Source organism: Burkholderia contaminans (genome assembly GCF_029633825.1).
Taxonomy (GTDB): Bacteria; Pseudomonadota; Gammaproteobacteria; order Burkholderiales; family Burkholderiaceae; genus Burkholderia; species Burkholderia contaminans.
Genome location: NZ_CP090641.1, coordinates 1,571,939 through 1,588,545 on the forward strand (window position 1 = coordinate 1,571,939; position 16,607 = coordinate 1,588,545).

Annotated in this window: 14 protein-coding genes and 1 pseudogene; 6 read left to right on the forward strand and 9 right to left on the reverse strand. The window is 67.1% G+C overall.

Going from position 1 to position 16,607, the window contains the following annotated elements; translation table 11 throughout:
• Positions 1 to 189: 189 nt before the first annotated feature.
• A complete protein-coding gene (locus tag LXE91_RS24715; RefSeq protein WP_039349624.1) occupies positions 190 to 1,038 on the reverse strand; it encodes an ureidoglycolate lyase in 849 nt (282 codons plus the stop codon).
• 663 nt (positions 1,039 to 1,701) lie between these two features.
• On the opposite strand from LXE91_RS24715, the gene LXE91_RS24720 reads away from it, so the two are divergent.
• Both LXE91_RS24720 and LXE91_RS24725 read left to right on the forward strand, forming a co-directional pair.
• Positions 1,702 to 2,523, forward strand: coding sequence for an IclR family transcriptional regulator (locus LXE91_RS24720; protein WP_039349622.1), 822 nt, complete (start codon positions 1,702 to 1,704; stop codon positions 2,521 to 2,523).
• Positions 2,524 to 2,695: 172 nt separating this feature from the next.
• The gene (locus LXE91_RS24725; protein WP_039349620.1) at positions 2,696 to 3,247 is read left to right on the forward strand and encodes a hypothetical protein; all 552 of its coding nucleotides are present in this window, start codon (positions 2,696 to 2,698) and stop codon (positions 3,245 to 3,247) included.
• Between the two features lie 689 nt (positions 3,248 to 3,936).
• Here the strand turns inward: LXE91_RS24725 and LXE91_RS24730 are convergent.
• From LXE91_RS24730 to LXE91_RS24750, 5 genes are all read right to left on the reverse strand, one after another.
• Positions 3,937 to 6,294 carry a GNAT family N-acetyltransferase gene (locus LXE91_RS24730; RefSeq protein ID WP_039349618.1) on the reverse strand — a complete coding sequence of 786 codons (2,358 nt, stop codon included), beginning with the start codon at positions 6,292 to 6,294 and terminating at the stop codon, positions 3,937 to 3,939.
• Between the two features lie 603 nt (positions 6,295 to 6,897).
• Positions 6,898 to 7,197: an H-NS histone family protein gene (locus tag LXE91_RS24735; protein ID WP_039349617.1), complete on the reverse strand. Its 300-nt coding sequence runs from the start codon at positions 7,195 to 7,197 to the stop codon at positions 6,898 to 6,900.
• A gap of 102 nt (positions 7,198 to 7,299) precedes the next feature.
• Entirely contained in the window at positions 7,300 to 7,572 is a 273-nt protein-coding gene (locus LXE91_RS24740) for a hypothetical protein (RefSeq protein ID WP_081421152.1), read from the reverse strand.
• Positions 7,573 to 7,633: 61 nt separating this feature from the next.
• Positions 7,634 to 8,161 (reverse strand): BON domain-containing protein, encoded by a 528-nt coding sequence (locus LXE91_RS24745; protein ID WP_039349614.1) that lies wholly within the window; start codon positions 8,159 to 8,161, stop codon positions 7,634 to 7,636.
• A 54-nt stretch (positions 8,162 to 8,215) separates the two neighbouring features.
• On the reverse strand, positions 8,216 to 9,694 hold the full coding sequence (locus LXE91_RS24750) for a sigma-54 interaction domain-containing protein (protein WP_039349611.1): 1,479 nt from the start codon (positions 9,692 to 9,694) through the stop codon (positions 8,216 to 8,218).
• A gap of 316 nt (positions 9,695 to 10,010) precedes the next feature.
• Here LXE91_RS24750 and LXE91_RS24755 point away from each other — a divergent pair, with 316 nt between their 5' ends.
• Together LXE91_RS24755 and LXE91_RS24760 are read left to right on the forward strand one after the other, a co-directional pair.
• On the forward strand, positions 10,011 to 11,414 hold the full coding sequence (locus LXE91_RS24755; protein WP_039349609.1) for a GntP family permease: 1,404 nt from the start codon (positions 10,011 to 10,013) through the stop codon (positions 11,412 to 11,414).
• Between the two features lie 246 nt (positions 11,415 to 11,660).
• Entirely contained in the window at positions 11,661 to 11,924 is a 264-nt protein-coding gene (locus tag LXE91_RS24760) for a DUF4148 domain-containing protein (protein WP_039349606.1), read from the forward strand.
• Positions 11,925 to 12,001: 77 nt separating this feature from the next.
• Here LXE91_RS24760 and LXE91_RS24765 read toward each other — a convergent pair whose 3' ends face one another.
• From LXE91_RS24765 to LXE91_RS24775, 3 genes are all read right to left on the reverse strand, one after another.
• Positions 12,002 to 12,367: a 5-carboxymethyl-2-hydroxymuconate Delta-isomerase gene (locus tag LXE91_RS24765; protein ID WP_039349603.1), complete on the reverse strand. Its 366-nt coding sequence runs from the start codon at positions 12,365 to 12,367 to the stop codon at positions 12,002 to 12,004.
• A 73-nt stretch (positions 12,368 to 12,440) separates the two neighbouring features.
• Positions 12,441 to 14,036, reverse strand: coding sequence for a thioredoxin family protein (locus LXE91_RS24770; protein ID WP_039349599.1), 1,596 nt, complete (start codon positions 14,034 to 14,036; stop codon positions 12,441 to 12,443).
• A 271-nt stretch (positions 14,037 to 14,307) separates the two neighbouring features.
• The gene (locus LXE91_RS24775) at positions 14,308 to 14,808 is read right to left on the reverse strand and encodes a GNAT family N-acetyltransferase (RefSeq protein WP_039349598.1); all 501 of its coding nucleotides are present in this window, start codon (positions 14,806 to 14,808) and stop codon (positions 14,308 to 14,310) included.
• Positions 14,809 to 15,156: 348 nt separating this feature from the next.
• Between LXE91_RS24775 and LXE91_RS24780 the strand changes: the two are divergent.
• Both LXE91_RS24780 and LXE91_RS24785 read left to right on the forward strand, forming a co-directional pair.
• Positions 15,157 to 15,983, forward strand: a pseudogene (locus tag LXE91_RS24780) (phospholipase domain-containing protein); the annotation flags it as partial.
• A gap of 273 nt (positions 15,984 to 16,256) precedes the next feature.
• Positions 16,257 to 16,526 carry a hypothetical protein gene (locus LXE91_RS24785; protein ID WP_039349596.1) on the forward strand — a complete coding sequence of 90 codons (270 nt, stop codon included), beginning with the start codon at positions 16,257 to 16,259 and terminating at the stop codon, positions 16,524 to 16,526.
• Positions 16,527 to 16,607 lie beyond the last annotated feature (81 nt).

Sequence of the window (16,607 nt, forward strand, 5' to 3'; positions counted from 1 at the left end):
TCTGCCCCGTACGGACGCGAACAAGCGACAAGGGCCCGGTTCCGCCTCGCGCGGAATCGGGCCCTTGGTTTTTGGCTATCTCGCTGCGCTTTCGCGTGGGTCGCCGTCGGCGGTCAAGCCGACGTGTCGGGCAACACGCCCAGCGTGCAGGCGGCCGCATCTTCCAGCCAGCCCGCGCCGCTCAAGCACTCATTGCGCGTCGCGCGTGCTCTGCAACTGCTCGCCGAGTCCTTCGATCCCGAGGCGCACCACTTGCCCGGCCTTCAGGAACACCGGCGACGGCTTGATGCCCATGCCGACGCCCGGCGGCGTGCCGGTCGTGATCACGTCGCCCGGCTGCAGGCTCATGCAGCGCGACAGATAGGCGATCAGCTGCGCGACGGTGAACACCATCGTGCGCGTGTTGCCGTTCTGATAGCGGTGGCCGTCGACCTCGAGCCACAGATCGAGACGCTGCGGATCGGGCACCTCGTCGCGCGTGACGAGCCACGGACCGACCGGGCCAAACGTGTCGAAGCCCTTGCCCTTGTCCCACTGGCCGCCGCGCTCGATCTGCCATTCGCGCTCGGACACGTCGTTGACGACGCAGTAGCCCGCGACGTAATCGAGCGCTCGCGCTTCGTCGACGTCCTTGCAGGACTTGCCGATCACGACGCCCAGCTCGACTTCCCAGTCGGTCTTGACGGAGCCCTTCGGGATATCGATGCCGTCGTTCGGGCCGCAGATCGAGCTCGTCCACTTGCCGAACACGACCGGCTCCTTCGGCACCGGCATGCCGGCTTCGGCCGCGTGATCGGCATAGTTCAGGCCGATGCCGATGAATTTGCCGACATGTCCGACGCATGCGCCGATGCGCGGCTCGCCCGACACCAGCGGCAGCGTGGCCGGATCGATCGCGCGCAGCCGCGCGAGACTCGCGTCGGACAGCACATCGCCGGACAGGTCCGGCACATGCGCGGACAGGTCGCGAATCCGGCCGTCCGCGTCGAGAATCCCGGGCTTTTCCTGGCCGGACGGGCCATAGCGAAGCAGTTTCATCGTGCTTAACCTCTGTTGTCGAATGGGACAGGATTCCGGCCGACGCGGCCCTTCACGGCCGCGCGCCGGACTGATTGTCGATCGTCGATGGCGCGCGTCGGCGCCGCATCCGGCATGCCGTCGACGCGCGAGGGTCGCGCGGGCGCAGCGATCGTGGCGCCGCACGGAAGTATGGCGCACATCGAACGGGCGGCCGCCGGCCTGCGCATCGGCGACGACGGCCCGGCACCCGCGACATGGTCCGGCCCGTACCGGCCGGCTACACGCGCGACCGCACCGTCGCTGGCCCGCCAGCCTTTGTACCACCGGCCGCGCAACGGGAAATGACGCGCGACGGATACCGACTATTGGTGCGCCCGCGGACGCTGCGGTGCAGCATTGGGGGCAAAGCCGCTGCCCGCTTTCCTTTCGAACACCTTGAACGTTTGCCACCTGTCATGAATACCGGGTATTCGGGGCTTCCCTGTCATCCCCGGAGCGAACTGATCCGTTCTTATTCGGTAACGATCGGTAAAAAGACGCTGCATTGCACACTAAATGTTTGTTGTTAAGCTCAAACGGTGGCCTTTGGTGCCACACGAGGGCTCGACACAAGCGGGTTGCAGAATTGGTCAGCGTGCGTCGCCAACCGACCGACGGCAATCCCCCAACTTCACATCGACAATGCAAACAACCAATGACCTGCTTCCCGGCTGCGACGCACGGGAATCGATGGGCGCAATCGACCGCTATCGCGCTCCCGCGCTCGACAAGGGTCTCGACATTCTCGAACTCCTGTCGGAGCAGAAAGAAGGCCTCACCCGCACTGAAATCACGAAGGAACTCGGCCGCAACGCGAGCGAGATCTACCGGATGCTCGAACGCCTCGTCGCGCGCCGCTACGTGATGCGCTCGACCGGCGGCGACCGCTACACGCTCAGCCTCAAGCTGTTCTCGCTCGCACACCGCCATCCGCCGATGAACCGGCTGATCGCCGAGGCGTTGCCGCCGATGCAGCGTTTCGCCGATTCCTCCGAGCAATCCTGCCACCTGTCCGTCTACGATCGCGGCAACCTGCTCGTGATCGCGCAGGTCGACGGGCCCGGCCCGTGGGGCGTGTCGGTCCGGCTCGGCTCGCGCGTCGGGCTCGCCGATACGGCATCGGGACGCGTGATGCTGGCGTTCCAGGGCGCCGAGCAGCGCGCGCACATGCTCGCCGAGCACCGCAAGGTCAAGGGCGAAGCGCCGCTGAACGAGCAGGAACTCGCCTATGCGTGCCAGTCGATCCGGCAGGACGGCTACCTGCGCGAGGACAGCCGCCAGGCGTATGGCGTGACCGACCTGAGCGCGCCGATCCTCGGGCCGTCCGGCCATGCGATCGCGGTGCTGACCTGCCCGTACATGCGCCGGATCGATGCGCATATGGCGCCGTCCGTCGACACGGTCGTCGAACGGGTGCGCGAGACGGCCGCCCATCTGTCGATGTGCCGCGACGAGGCCTGCTGACGCGCAGGCTCGGCGGAGCGCACCGGGGCGGCGCCATCGCGTCGCCCTCGGTCGCGCGCAACCCCTTTGCGGCGCGCGATACACGGTGCCATATCGTGCGCCCACGGCGCTACGCTAAAATAGCGGCCCTCTCAAAAACTACGGCGGCCGGTTGTCGCGGCCGTCGTGTCCGATGGATGTCATGGCCAAACTTCTGAACGATCAAGAATTCCAGCGTTTCTCCGAACTTCAGCAGAAGCAGGCAAGCTTCACGATCACGCCCGAAGAGGCGGACGAGCTGCGCGATATCGTCGCGCGCGCGCAGAAGAAGCGCGACGATCGTACCGCTGCAATGCAGGCGATCGAGAGCTACATCGAGCAGTTCGACATCACGCCCGACGAACTCTTCTCGCCCGAGCAGATCGGCGACGCGGCCCGCACCTACGGGCTCATCACGGCGACCAAGAAGGAACGCACGCTGCCGCCGTCGATCACGTTCAACGGCAAGCCGTACCAGTGGACCAAGACGCTCCCGGACGACGTGCGCGGCGCATTGTTCGAAGCGTTCACGTCCGGCGAATCGGTCAAGCGCTTCATCGCGATGCCGAAGGACACCGCGCGCTGTGCGCTGACGATCGCCCGCCTCGAGCGTGAAACCGGCGCGGTCTACGCCGATCCGCACCTCGAGGAACTCGCGATTTCGCGCGACCAGGTGAACGACGCGGCATCGAAACTCGCTGCCTGAACGGGGTCATGGGCACGGTTCGTGCGTGCCCGCACCCCGCATGACGCCGGCCCAGGCCAGCGCTGCGCTTGCGGGAGACGTGCATCCGGACGCTCCCGAAAAGCCTCACCTTTGCATCCCGCAAGCGCTCACCCACACCTCCCGAAAAAGCTCACCAAGGCTCCTGGAAACCCTCACCCAGGTCTCCCGGATGTGCTCACCAATACGTCCCGCAGACCCTCACCGATGTGCCCCGGAAAGGCTCACCGGCGGCTCCCGCAGACGCTCACCGGCCACTCCCGGGAAGGCTCACCTAGTGTTCCCGTATCGACTCACCAAGTGCTCCCGTATCGGCTCACCCCGACACGTCCCGGAGAAGCTCACCGACAGCTCCCGAAAAGTCTCACCTTTTGGGTAACGTCGAATTTTCGAGGGTGGAATGCGGCGGTAAATGCGTGCGGGCACCTTGTCTGAAGCAGCGGTGCGGGACGGATATCGCGACAAGCGGTACGCGTCTCGCAGTGCCTGCTCGGTGCCATTTGTGCGTCGATATTTCCGCTGCGAACAGGCGCCGACACTTGCTCGGTTACTTCGCTCGCGAAGCGGCTTCGAATGCTCTGCATTCCTCACCGGCAAAATTCCGGACGTGCGCGGAGGCCGAAGACATCCACCGCATGCAACGTCGCCGCGCGTCGGGCCGCCGACACACGCTACGGCTGCAGCTTCATCCTGAAGCCCACGACACCAGGCTCCTCCGTCGGCGACACCTCGAACCCGCACGCCTTCGCCAGCGAGATCATCGCCGAGTTCTCGCGCAGCGCCTCGCCGATCATCCATGCGGTTCCGCGCGAGCGCGCGTAGTCGATGATGCGGGTCATCATCAGCCGGCCAAGCCCCTTGCCCTTCTGATCGGGTCGCACCGCGATCGCGAACTCCGCGGTCTCGTTGTCGGGATCGGCCACCGCGCGCGCCACCGCGAGCGTGTGGTCGCGCCCCGACACATCGGTGAACGACACGATGAAGGCCATCTCACGGTCGTAATCGATCTGCGTCATGCGCGCGACCTGCGAATGATCGAAGCTGCGCACCGCCCCGAAGAAACGCATCCGCAGATCCTCCGGCGTCATCGCGCCGAGCAGTTCGTTGTGCGCGGCCTCGTCTTCCGGACGGATCGGGCGGATCGTCACCGTCTCGCCGCGCCACTCGAGCGTCTCCTCGAGGTGACGCGGATACGGCATGATCGCGAGCCGGCTGCGCCCTGCTGCCAGCGTGACGCGTGGCGCAATCACGTGCGCGCGGTCGGACAGCACGCGCAGCGTGACCGACATCGCCACGACTTCACGCACGTCGCAGACGACCTGCGACAGCGCCGTCAATGCGTCGAGCGTCGGCTCGATGGGCGTGCTGCGCGCATACGGCGAGCGCTCCATCACCGCGCGAGCGAGCACGGTGTTCAGCGGCGGCAGGCCATAGACGACGAACGGCGCCGATACGCCGTCCGCGGGCGGCACCGCATAGCGAAATACCGGGCCGAAATTCGAATCGTCATACATGTCGACGGTGACATCGACGACTTTCTTCCCGGCCGGCTCAACGGCCGGCTCGCCCTGCAGGCCGAAATGGGACAGCCAGCGCAGCGCGGCTTCGCCGGCCAGCTCATGTTGGCCGGCTTCGACCATCCGGCGCGCATCCGCCTGCGCGGATGCAACGCACTCGGCCGGCTGCAGCGGCGTACCCTCGGGCGTTTGCATCAGCAGTTGCCGCCCGAGGTTGTAGTCGACGAGACGCGCATAGGCACGCGCGAGCCGCTGCGGCGTGGTGTGCACCGGAATGCCGTTCGCATGCAGCGCATCGCGCGTCGCCGCATCGACCGCGCCGAAGAAACACGCGAGGATGCCGCGATGCGCATACTGCCGTGATTCGATCAGCGTGTGCGCAACCGCATCGGCCGGCGCGCTGTGGGAAGTCGAATGGACGACGAACAGCGTGCCCGTTTGCGGGAACGGCGCGAGCGCCTTGACCGCCGCGGCAAAGTGTTCCGGGCGCGCATCGTCGCCCAGCGTGAGCGGATTGCCGGGCGATACGAGATGCGGCAGCGCCGCCGACACGGCCGACGCGGCCGCGGGCGACCAGTCGGCCAGCACATCGCGCACCTCGGCCACCGCATCGACCGCGAGTTTCGCGACGCCCGCATCGCTCGTCACGAGCGTGGCCGCGCCGCGCGCCGTGACGCGGCCGACGCCGAGCGTCTCGATCTCGTCGAGCAGATCGTCGAGCGCATCCACACGCACCATCCCCGCGCGCTGGAACGCCGCCGTATAGAGCGCGTCGCCGGGATCCGCGCGGCCGGTGCGCAAGGCGAGCACCGGCTTGTTGCGTGCAGCGGCGCGAGCGGCCGACATGAACTTGCGCGCGGCGCGCACGGTATCGAGTTCGAGCAGGATCGCACGCGTGCCGGGATCGCTCGCGAGATAGTCGAGCACATCGCCCGCATCGACGTCGGACTCGGCGCCGAGCGCAACGACATGCGAAAAGCCGAGGCCCCGTGCATCGGCCCAGCCGAGCACCGCGTTCGTCAGCGCATTCGATTGCGACACCCACGCGACGCCGCCCGATCGCGCGGTGTAGGCCGGCGCGCCGAAATGCGCGTGCCGTGCAGGCGACAGCACGCCGAGACTGCCCGGCCCGACGATACGGAGCACGAACGGCTTCGCCGCCTTCAGCGTGCGATCGAGCGCGGCGCGATCGGCATCGGTGCGCGCCTCGCCGATGATCACCGCAACGCGCGTGCCGAGCTCGCCGAGCTTGCGCACGATGCCGGCCCAGGTCGCGGGCGGCGTGCAGATCACGGCCACCGACGGCGGCGCGGGCAACCGGTCGACATCGGCAACGACCGGATGCCCGTGCAGGTCACGATACTTCGGATTGACGGGCCACACGGGCCCCTCGAATGCACCGTCGAGCACGCGCGACCACACCATCGCGCCGATACTGCCCGCGCGCGACGACGCGCCGACGACCGCAACGGACCTGGGCTGGAACAACGCATCGAGATGGCGAACGGTCACATCGGCTCCCTGCGGTAACGAAAGACGACCCGATCGGCATGCGGCACGGGCAGGCCATACGCCGATCGACGCGAACTCCAAGCATAGGCGAAGCGCATGCAGCTGCCTATATGCCGGACGGCCGACTGTTCGACCCACGTCAACGCTCGCACCATGGGCCTGCAACACCAGTACGGAAGCCATCGCCGCGCGCCGTCCGGGCACATTCGCTCGGCGCACACGGTACAGGCGTGCAGCACGACGCTGCGTCCGCTTCGTCAAAGGTGAGGATTTACAGGAGCCATGGTGAGACTCTTCGGGAATTGCACGGCGCCACGCGCCAACACGCGAAAGGTGATCGGAATTTGCAGCACGCGTGCACCGCGAGATTGGCGCAGGCCCATGCGCATGTGCTGCGCAATTGCGCGGCTGTTTACCGGAATTCGCCGCGATATCCCGTCGAATCGCGGCGAATTCGCAAAACGTGATCCGTTAATTGCGCGGCGTCGCAGTTCAATACGCGATCGGGAATCGCGCCGGAAATGCACGAAAACAAAACGGCGCGACGGCCGCATGGCCGTTCGCACCGTCAGTCAGTACGCGAAAGGTGAGGTTTTTCGGGAGTCAGTCCTTGATCAGGAAACGCTCGCGATTCTTGCCGAGCCACGTCGGCGAGCGCCCGCGGCCACTCCAGGTTTCACCCGTCTTCGGATTCAAATATTTCGGCGGCGACACACGTTTCGGCTTGGCTGCGCCAGCGGCCGCGCGTACCGGACGAAACCCGAGTTCTTCCGGCGTAATGTCGTATTCCTCGATTTTCGCGCGGATATCGGCAATCGCATCGGCAATCGCCTTTTCGCGTTCCTTGTCGATCTTTTGCTGAAGCCGTTCGAGCTGCGCGGTCAGTTGCCTGTAGGTCGCCATATGGATGGGACTCCGTGAGTGTTATTCGTGAAAAATAGATGACTCTCAGCCAACAGAAAAACGCTTCGCCCGATCGTGGCGCCTCAACCGGTTATCTCGGGATCAATAACCGCTTTTTTTCTTGCACGCGAAGAGAAGATTTCGCGTGGCGTCATCGCTCGATTGCTGAATCACTTCGAAATCGCCGTTGCAGATCGCCCGTGCGTTGTCCGTGCAATTGCTCCAGTCGCTGCCGGTGCATTGCACCTGGGTAGTCGGACGCCCGTCCGAAGTGAACAGCGGCGCGCTGCCGCCACACCCGCCGAGCCCTGCAACCAGAGCCAAGACAACGGCCGCCCGAGGCCACCGACAGACCGACGCAAGCATGTGTTTCATTGTTGTTCCCGTCAACCTTTTTTTGAATGTCGCGAGTATGCCATGCGCGGCCCTCCGGCCGTCAGTCCGGCGTACGGCCGGGTTGCCCGCGCGCCTTGTACGGCAAGCGCTTGCGTGGATCTTCGGTGATGCGAACGAACACCTGCTCGACGTCGGGAAGCGCCTCGAGTTCGCGCTGCAACGCCTGCCGATCGAACGCCGTATCCGCACATCCTTCGACGTAAATGAAACGTCGCTGCACGGTGATCCAGAGGCTCGTGCCATGCAGCCGATCGGAGCCGGCGAAGTGCGCCTTCACGGCGTCGGCGATCGGTGCGTCATACATATACGAATTCGGCTTCGTGCAGCGATGCGCGAGCCAGCAGGTGGTGCCGCGTTCGGCGCGGTAATGCGCGTCGTCGGCCATCTCGGCCCGGGTCATCCACGGGCCGAGCGGCAACGGGCATTCGGCCACGTCCCGCGACAGCGCGATGAACGGATCGTTGTACCAGTTGCGCCGCGCCTCGGGCGCATCGGTGTCGCCGGACTGCGCGAACGCAGAAGTCGCCAGCAAAATAGTCAGCCACCCTGCGATGCCGATCCGTTTCATCGTGATCTCCTGTTCGATGCTTCACGTCCGGGCGCGCCGGCCTGGCCGTCTGGCTTACCGGTCGATGCCCAGCGCCGCCAGTTTCTTGTACAGCGTTGCGCGGCCGATTCCGATGCGCGCGGCCGCTTCCACCACCTTCCCGTCGCAGGCTGCCAGCGCATCGGTCAGGAACTGGCGCTCCCACGCCGCCAATGCATCGGCATACGAAGCGGCCGGCGCAGCGGGCCGCTCGCCCGCGCGTCGTTCGACCGGTGGCGCGGCCAGCGGTTGCGTCGGTGCGGCCGCGTCCGTCGATACGCGCACCGGCCCAAGGAACGGCGCGAGCGCGCGCGCATCGATCACCGACCGGTCCGACAGCATCAGCGCGCGTTCGAGCGTATTGCGCAACTCGCGCACGTTGCCCGGCCACGGATACGCGCACAGCATCCGCAGCGCATCGTCGGTCAGCTCGCAATGGGCGGCGCGCCCGTGCTGCGCGGCCAGCTCCTCGAGCGTCGCGTAGACGAGCGCCGCGATGTCGGACGCGCGCTCGCGCAGCGGCGGCGCGTGGATCGTCAGCACGTTCAACCGGTAATAGAGATCCGCGCGAAAACGCCCGGCCGCGACCAGCGCCGGCAGGTCGGCGCTCGTGGCCGCGATGATCCGGACGTCGGCGCGCACGATCCGGTTCGAGCCGACCGGCTCGAATTCCTTGTCCTGCAGCACGCGCAGCAGCTTGCCCTGCAGCGGCAGCGGCATGTCGCCGATCTCGTCGAGAAACAGCGTGCCGCGATCCGCCAGTTCGAACTTGCCGATGCGCCCCTTGCGATCGGCGCCCGTGTACGCGCCGGGTGCCGCGCCGAAGAATTCGGTTTCGAGCAGTGTGTCGGGAATCGCGGCGACGTTGACGGTCACGAGCGGCTGGAGTGCACGCGCCGACGCCGCGTGAATCGCATGCGCGAGCAGTTCCTTGCCGGTGCCCGTCTCGCCGAGCAGCAGCACCGGCGAATCGACCTGCGCGGCGCGGCGCGCCTGGCGCTTGGTTTCGAGGCTCGCGGCGCTCGTGCCGACGAAGCTCGCGAACGTGTATTTCGCGCGGCGCGCCTGCGCGAGCGAACGCTGCGTCGCGATCAGCTGCTGCTGAAGCTGTGCGTAGCGGGAAAAAATCGGCGTGAGCGTCTTCAACTGGTCGAACAGCGCGAAGCCGATCGCGCCGACCGTCTCGCCGGCCTCGTTCTTCAGCGGCAGCCGCGTGACGACGAGCGGCTCGCGGCCCGTCTCCATGATGTCGAGCAGGATCGGCTGCCCGGTCGACACGACCTCGCGCATCAGGCTGTTCGGAATCACGGCCTCGCAGTCGAGGCCGACGGCCTGCTGCGGATCGGCGAAACCGAAGCGCGCGGCGTACCGCTCGTTCATCCACACGACACGCGCATCGCGATCGACGACCACCGTGCCCGCGCTCGAATCCTCGAAGGTCCGGAACAGCGACTCGGCGGCGCGCCGCAGCACGTCGCCGTAGTTGACGGGCAGGCGGACCCAGTCATTCATCATCGTGTCGTCGTCTCCGTGTATCTTGGGCCGGCTGTCTCCGGAACGAGACGGATTATCTCACTCTGGAGACACGCCGCAACGCGTTGTCCAGGAAAGCCCTGCTTGATTCCGCGGGCTGGCCGGACGGCCATTTCGTCTCCGGATCGAGACGTTTTATGTAGAATCCTCAGACAACGACCGGCGCGGGCCCGCCAGTCTCCGGCGGACCCGCGTCCGGCGGCGCAATCCGGCCGATGGCACGAAACCTGCACGAACCTGAGCCGGTCCGCGGCGCGTCCCGCGATCGAACAACAACCAAAGCCATTAGGAGACTCCCTTGTCTTTCGTGATCGTCCTCGCCGCGCTGGCGTTCCTGATGTTTGCCGCGTATCGCGGCTACAGCGTGATCCTGTTCGCGCCGATCGCCGCACTCGGCGCGGTGCTCCTGACCGAACCCGCCGCCGTCGCACCGGTCTTCTCCGGCATCTTCATGGAGAAGATGGTCGGCTTCGTCAAACTGTATTTCCCGGTGTTCATGCTCGGCGCAGTGTTCGGCAAGGTGATCGAACTCTCCGGATTCTCCGAGTCGATCGTCCACGCGGCGATCCGCTACATCGGCCGTTCACGCGCGAATGCGGTGATCGTCGCGGTGTGTGCGCTGCTCACCTATGGCGGCGTATCGCTGTTCGTCGTGGTGTTCGCGGTGTATCCGTTCGCGGCCGAACTCTATCGCCAGAGCAACATCCCGAAACGGCTGATGCCCGGCGCGATCGCGCTCGGCGCATTCTCGTTCACGATGGATTCGCTGCCCGGCACGCCGCAGATCCAGAACATCATCCCGACCACGTTCTTCAAGACGACCGCCTGGGCCGCGCCGGTGCTCGGCACGATCGGCTCGCTGTTCATCATCGTCGTCGGCCTCACGTATCTCGAATGGCGCCGCCGTTCGGCGATGGCGAAGGGTGAAGGCTACGGCACGTCGCTCGTCAACGAGCCGGAACGCGTCGAGACCACGTCGCTGCCGCATCCCGCGCTCGCGATCCTGCCGCTGATCCTGGTCGGCGTGTCGAACTTCGCGTTCACGAAGCTGATTCCGCAGTGGTACGGCGCCGCGTCGTACACGGTCGCGCCGGAAGTGCTGCCCGGCGTGCACGCGCCGGTCACGACGTCGATCAAGACTGTCGTCGCGATCTGGTCGGTCGAGGCTGCACTGCTGCTCGGCATCGTGCTGGTCGTACTGACCGCATTCAAGCGGGTGAGCGGGCGCTTCGCGGCCGGCTCGAAGGCCGCCGTCGCCGGTGCGCTGCTCGCCGCGATGAACACCGCGTCGGAATACGGCTTCGGCGGCGTGATCGCCGCGCTGCCGGGCTTCCTCGTCGTCAGCGATGCACTGAAGAGCATCCCGAACCCGCTCGTCAACGCGGCCGTGTCGGTCAGCTCGCTCGCCGGTATCACGGGCTCGGCGTCGGGTGGGATGAGCATCGCGCTCGCCGCGATGTCGGACCTGTTCATCAAAGGGGCGCAAGCCGCGAATATCCCGCTGGACGTGCTGCACCGGGTCGTCGCGATGGCCAGCGGCGGCATGGACACGCTGCCGCACAACGGCGCGGTGATCACGCTGCTCGCGGTCACGGGCCTCACGCACCGCGAGTCGTATCGCGACATCTTCGCGGTCACGATCATCAAGACACTCGCGGTGTTCTTCGTGATCGCCGTGTACTACGCGACCGGGCTCGTGTAACACCCCGCAGCGGCCCGTTTCCGGGCCGCCGTCCGCCGGCCGCGTCGACGCGGCCGGCTTCTCCTCCGCTCCTCCCCCTTTTTGCCGCATGCCGCCCGGGCGCGCTCGCCGGCTCGCTCATTGTTATCCGCAGCAAAACACTACGTTGGTCGCAGCGGCATTTTTCGCGCGTCGGGCGAGGCCTACACTGCTTTCGACGGTGATCGCATGCGATCGTCACCGTCGAAAACCTGGAGGTATCCGCTCATGAACCCGCTCATCCGCACCATCGCCCTCGCTGCCGCCTTCGCCGCGCCCCTCGCCGCGCAGGCGCAAACCAGCCAGCCGCTCACGCGCGCCGAAGTTCATTCCGAAGTGGTTGCACTGAGAAAAGCCGGCTTCCAGCCGAGCGACTGGTTCTACCCGGCCAGCATTCAGGCCGCCGAGGCGAAGATCGCGCGGCAGCAGGGTGCGCCGCGGGCCGCGGGCGCCGGCGACGGCAATCGCGGCGCGTACTCCACGGGCCAATAGTCCGGTTTCGAATCCGCCGGCCGTGCGCGCATCAGCACCACGCTCCCGGCTCGCGGAGCACGCACCGCACCGTCCGCTCAGCGCGGCTCGATGCTCGCTTTCGCGTAGGACTCGCGTTCCAGTTCGAGTATTTCCGCGCTCAGCTGCAGGTGCGTGCCGGGCGGCGCAACGACGTGCCGCTTCAGTTCCGCCAGCACCTGCTCGGAAAATTCACGTTTGACGTCGGTCGTCCGGCCGCTCAGCACCGCGAGCTTCGCGTGGACGAACGCGCGCGGCGCCGGCGACGTGCCGACCGCGAACGTATCGAACCGCAGCGCGCGGCTCTTGATGTCGAGCTCGCTGAAATGACCGGACGCGGCAAGCGCGGCATTGAGCGCGCACAAGGTCGCGCCGGCGTCGAACCCGTCGAGGTTCGCGGAGTATTCGAGCGTCAGGTGGGGCATGGTGTCGGTGGCCTAGTGAGTATCGGGACAAGCGCCGGAAGGCATCCCGAAAGCCCGTGCAGTGCCACCGGATCTATGCCTTGACCGGCTGGATCAGGCGCGCGCAGGCGCTTGCCTGCGGATCGCCGGCGGGCAGTTTCCCACAGATGCCGTCGAACTGCTTCGCGATCGATTTGACCGATGCATCGTGTGCGCCGCTGCCGCGCCAGCGGTTCAGCTGCGTGACGACCTTGGTCAGCGCGCGCAGGTTAGCGCCGTAGAACGCGTCGCGCGTCTTGTCGGCCTGCGCGAGCACGCTCGCGGCAATCCCTTCGATGCGCGCCGAATCGTCCGGCGCCAGCTGGACCGCATTCGCAAAGTAGGTCGCGCCCCAGCGCAGCTTCGTCGCCGGCCCGCTCGCCGAGTCATAGGCCTTGCGGTACCAGTCGAGCGCCGCGGCCTTGTCGCCGCGCGCCTTCGCATTCGCAGCCAGCCCGGACATGAAGTAGTACGGCGTGGCCGAACGCGGCAGCTCGGCCTTCAGCAACGCATCCGACTCGTCGTACAGCCCCGCGTCGGTCAGCGTGTCCGCGCCTTCGCTGACGAGCGCCTGCCGCTCGTACGCATTCGCGGCGCCCTGCACCGACGCGGCGATCTGCTTGCGCGCCGTGTCGGCCAGCGCGGGCGCGGCAAGCGGTGCACCCTTGCTTGCATCGCCGCGCGCGAGCAGCACGCGGCCGTGCAGCGCCATCAGCCGGTCGATCGACGACAGCGTGGTGTCGGTCGACAGGCGCGCAAGCGCCGTGTCATATGCGCCGCGCAATTTCGCACGCTGCGCGTCGTCGCCGCCGAGATACGCGACCACGCGCGCGGGCGCCGCGACCAGCACGTCCGAATCGGCGCGCGACAACACCGGATCCTGCAGCACCGTGCGCAGCGAATCGGCAAGCGCCGCCTTGTCGAGCGCGCCGGCCTGCGCCGGATCGTCGGACGCGGCGACCACGGCCGACTTCAGCGCGAAGCGCGCCGATTCGGCTTTCGCGCCGGCCGCCCGCGCGCGTTGCGCGAGCGTCTGCAGCGTCTCGGCGACGCGATCGGCCGCCACCGGCAGCGCGCCGTCGGTATCCCACGAATAGTCGGCCAGCAGGCGCCATTCGTCCGGCGTCAGCGATGCGCCATTCTTCAGCGCGGTCGTGAGCGTCTGCCGCACCGGGTGCGCGGCCGTCATCCCGAGCGACAGCGCCTGCATGTAGCGATCGAGATCGGCTTCGCCCGGCAGCCGCGTCACTTCGGTGCCGTCGGGGCGGAACAGGATCATCGTCGGATAACCGTGCACCTTGAAACGCTCGCCGAGCTTCTGCGCGCTTTCGGTATCGCCGTCGAGATACACGGGCACGAAGAACGACGAGCGGGCTTTGAATGCCTGCTGGCTGAAGATCGTCGATTTCACCTGGTTGCACGACGGGCACCACACCGCGCCCCAGTAGAGCAGCAGCGGCTTGCCGGTGCGCTTCGCCAATGCGAAGGCGGCGTCGACGTCGCCGTGCTGCCACGCGATGCCGGGCGGCAGGTGCGCGCCATCAGGCGCCGCGCTCGCCACCGGGGCGCCCGTGGGCGTGGCAGCGGCAAGCGCCGCACCCGCGGCGGCGAGCAGGCAGGCGGCAGTCAGATTCCGGAGAGCAGTTTTCATCGAAGCGGGTCCGTTGAAAGAGACGGTTGCGGGAAGGTGCGGCGCGCGAAGCGATGGTTGTGAGTTACAGCCATGAAGCGATGACGCTGAAGCCTGCCGACGTGCAACGCCGCGCGTGATCGTTACGGAAATGCGCACGGCGGCCGAGGCGGCCGGCAAATCCTTTGACGATACGACGGGCACAGCCGGGAGAAAACGAACGAATTCTCGAATGAATATGACGCGCGACATCGCGGCCGAGCGTGCTGTCGGATACGTGGCGGCCGAGCCTTCACTGCCGCGCCTTGATCCGCGCCATGTGATACACGGACTCATGCACGCCGTCGCGCAATGCATAGCCCGGCGATTCACCCTCGACCCGGAAGCCATGCTTCTCGTAGAGCGCGATGGCCGCGCGGTTGTCGGCGAACACGGTCAGCTCGAGACGCGTGATGTTCAGCCAGTTTTCCGCGAGATCGATCGCAGCCGCGAGCAACCGGCTGCCGACGCCGCGCCCGTGGCGCGCCGCGTCGACCATCATGCCGAGCCCTGCTGCATGGCGACGGCGCGGATTCTGTTCGGGATGCAGGCCGAGATGGCCGACCACCACGCCGTCGATTTCGGCGACGAGGCTCACGCCGTGCTCGCGCGCGCCGTCGAGCCGCTTCTGCCATTTCTCGAGCGACGGAAACGGATGCTGCAACGTATTCGCGTACACCGCGGGATGCGCGGCGATTTGCCGGATCGCGTCGACGTCGTGCGTCTCGCTGTGCCGGATCGTGATGTCGGTCATGGGTGGGCCGGTTCCGAAAAGTCGCGCCAGTCGCGCGGGCTGCGCACCTGCGCAGCAACCCGTCGAGCTTATCCGATTTCACGCATTTGAAACACGGGCGCCATGCGATGCCGTTGCACTCGCAACGACATGCGATCACGCCACGCCATCGCGAACAGGAAAAATCCGACCGACTCTCACATCGCAGCCGGTAATTCCTGACCCGTTCCATCGTGCGTCGCTCTCCGATCAATCGTTGCGCGCGCAACGTTACGCGCACGACATGCGATGCCATGTCTTCATCACGTCGACGTCACGGCGTCTCCCTGGACTCGGCGCCGCCCACCCCGGCATGCGCCGGGCCGGCGTGTGCCGACGCTCGCGGGCCATACGACGAAAAGCCCGGTCGACGCGCCGAGCACCGCGCAACAGTCCGCGCCGAAGATCGTGCCGCCGGCCGCGCCGTCGCTGCCCGCCCAGGCGACCGGCGTGCGCCCGTCGCGCGCGCTGCCTTACGAACTGCATGCGAGCGCGCGTGCCGATGCCGGCAACGGCACGGTCACGCTGACGTTCGCGAACACGGGCCGCACCGCCGCCGTGTTTCACGTCTATGACAAGCTGCATCTCGACCGCCTGCCGCGGCGCTACGTCGTCGAACCGGGCAAGACGCTGCACGGCGACTGGGCCGCGCGCGCCGACAACGGCGGTAAATATGACCTGTGGGTGCTGGGCCCGAACGGCTATCACCTCCGCTCCACGGGCGACCTCAGCCGCCTGGCCGGTGCGCGCGCACCGCAGCCGAAAGTTCGCGCCGGCTATGCGGGGGCGAGCGGCAACCTTCACCTGACGCCGCGCCACCACGGCGGCGGCACGGTGCGCTTCACCGTGAAGTCGAATCCGGTCCACGGGCTGCTGTCCGGCCGCGGGGCGCATGACGATCGCGGTCATCGCCAGGGCAACGAAAACGGCAACAGCCACGGTCATGGCCACGGCACCGGTACCACGTGGACGGTGACGGTGCGCGCCGGCGACCAGGCCGAGCTGCACTGGAAACTCGACTCGACCGGCCACGGGTACGACTTCATCGTCACCGCCGACAGCGACGCGAATTTCTCGCGCCGCGTCGCCGACCAGACCGCGTCGAAACCGGCCGCCACTCGGTCAGCGACCCGGCGATGGGGCTCGCCGACCGCTTCCGAGGCCGCCGCGGCGGCACGCGCCGCGCCGCGTGTCGCCGCCCGGGCCGGCCCGGCCGAGAACGGCGGTCAGGCACCGGCCGCGGCTGCGCCCGATCGGGCGCAAACGCCCGCCCCGCGCGGCTCAAACATCTGAAGGATCGGTGGTTCAGCCCTCAATTCCCCCCAACGAAATTGCTCCGAATTGCGGCCCGTTCGCGTTAAACTGCGCCAAGCTGTATTCAAGAAAGACATCTTCGCCACCACGGCATCCACGATACGAGGATAGGTTCGATGCGCACTACCGGCTCATCCGGGGCAATGACCCTGCTCACCGAACACGACCCGACCGACGGTCGCGAACTGCGCTCGCTCCGGCTCGAAGCGACCGGCGACGGCAAGAGCGTGCTGCTGATCGAGATCGACGAACGCAAGCCCGGCATCCACCGCGAAGTCCGCTACGAGATCACGCCGGCCGAACTGATCGCGGCGATCCGCTCGCACGGCGCCGAGCTCCCCGGCGAAAACCACGGCGCCGCGTCGCTCGCCCGCACCTCCTCCTGATTTCGAACGGTGAGCCGCGCGCAACGCACCGGCTCACCGTGCACTCCCTGCGGCCGCCAGGCCCTTTGAGTTATTCCCGCC